The organism is Kitasatospora sp. NPDC007106, from assembly GCF_040634455.1.
Lineage (GTDB): Bacteria > Actinomycetota > Actinomycetes > Streptomycetales > Streptomycetaceae > Kitasatospora > Kitasatospora arboriphila.
The window spans coordinates 1-1342 of record NZ_JBEYFP010001263.1; the positions used below are offsets into that span (position 1 = coordinate 1).

Consider the following 1342-nt stretch of genomic DNA (forward strand, 5'->3'; position numbering starts at 1 on the left):
GCCCCGCCGGGCCGGCGGCGCCCGACCCACCAGTCGGACGCGGACCGCGGGAGGTTCCCGAACACCTGAGGGAATCCCGGCGGTCCGCGCCCGGCCCGGATCAGCCCGGCACCGGCACCGCCCCGACCGCCGCCGCGGAGCGGTCCGCGGCCTCCGCCTCCCGCAGCAGCGCCACCAGTTGCTCCCGGGCCCGGGCGACCCGGGAGCGCACCGTGCCGATCGGGCAGGCCGCGACCTCGGCCGCCTCGGCGTAGCTCATCCCGACGACCTGGGTCAGCACGAACGCCTCGCGGCGCTGCGCCGGCACCCGGGCGAGCAGGTCGCCGAGCGCTATCCCGTCCTCGAACCCGCCCGTGGCGGAAGGCCGGTGGCGGTCCACCGCCTCCTCCCAGTCCGGCAGGTCGGCGTGCTGCGGGCGGACCGCGGCACTGCGGTAGCGGTCGATCACCGTCCGCCGGGCGATCGACAGCAGCCAGGTGCGGGCCGAGGAACGGCCGGCGAACCCGGGCAGGCTGCGCAGCGCCCGCAGGAAGGTCTCCTGGGCCAGGTCGTCGGCCGCGTCCGGGTTGGTGAGATGGGCGACGAACCGCCACACGTCGCGCTGGGTCGCCCGGACGAACGCCTCCACGTCCTCGGCCCGCCCGTGCCGGGCGGCCAGCGCCAGTTCGGTCAGCAGGGCGTCATCCACGGCGCACCGCCCGCCGGCCGCGGTCTCCCGGTGCGGACGGCGCTACCGCCGGGGCCGTGCCGTGGTGGAGCATGGGCGGATGACCTGTGCCGACCACCGCGCGGCGATCTCCGCGCAGCTCGACGGCGAAGCGCCCGCGGACGGCCGCGGGGCGCACTGCGCCGACTGTGCCGAGTGGCTGGCCGCCGCCCGGCGGCTCCAGGCCCTGACGCGGGCCGCCGAGGGCCCGTCGCCGGAGTGGACGGGGCGGCTGCTGGGCAGCCTGGGCCTCGGCCCGGCGGTAGCGGGGGAGGCGGAGGGTACGGACGGGACGTCCCATGGTGGTTCCTGACGGCAGGAGGCATCCGCGGCGCCGCCCGCAGGGGGCGCCGACCTGGCACCGGCCGGGCACCGCCCGCCCGCGTCCCCCGGGCACGCCCGGACGCCGGACGGCGGCCGCACACAGGACGGCCGCCCGGCGGATCCGAGGGGGTACCCGGGGTCAGGACGGGAAGGGCGGTGCACCGGCCCGGCCGCTGCACCGCCACAGGGGCGGGAGGGGCAGCGGCGACCGGCCCGCTGCGGTGCCGGTCCCCGGCGGGCAGCGGGCTGTTCAGTAGTTCGACGGCGAGGTCGGCATGGCGACCGTCATGTTGTTCTGCGCGCAGAGCTGGA

At 78.6% G+C, this 1342-nt stretch carries 2 protein-coding genes; one reads left to right on the forward strand and one right to left on the reverse strand.

What is annotated here, in order from left to right:
• Window positions 1-100: 100 nt before the first annotated feature.
• A complete protein-coding gene (locus tag ABZ641_RS37685; RefSeq protein ID WP_359989116.1) occupies window positions 101-688 on the reverse strand; it encodes a sigma-70 family RNA polymerase sigma factor in 588 nt (195 codons plus the stop codon).
• A gap of 79 nt (window positions 689-767) precedes the next feature.
• On the opposite strand from ABZ641_RS37685, the gene ABZ641_RS37690 reads away from it, so the two are divergent.
• Window positions 768-1019, forward strand: coding sequence for a hypothetical protein (locus ABZ641_RS37690; protein ID WP_344628068.1), 252 nt, complete (start codon window positions 768-770; stop codon window positions 1017-1019).
• Window positions 1020-1342: the final 323 nt, after the last annotated feature.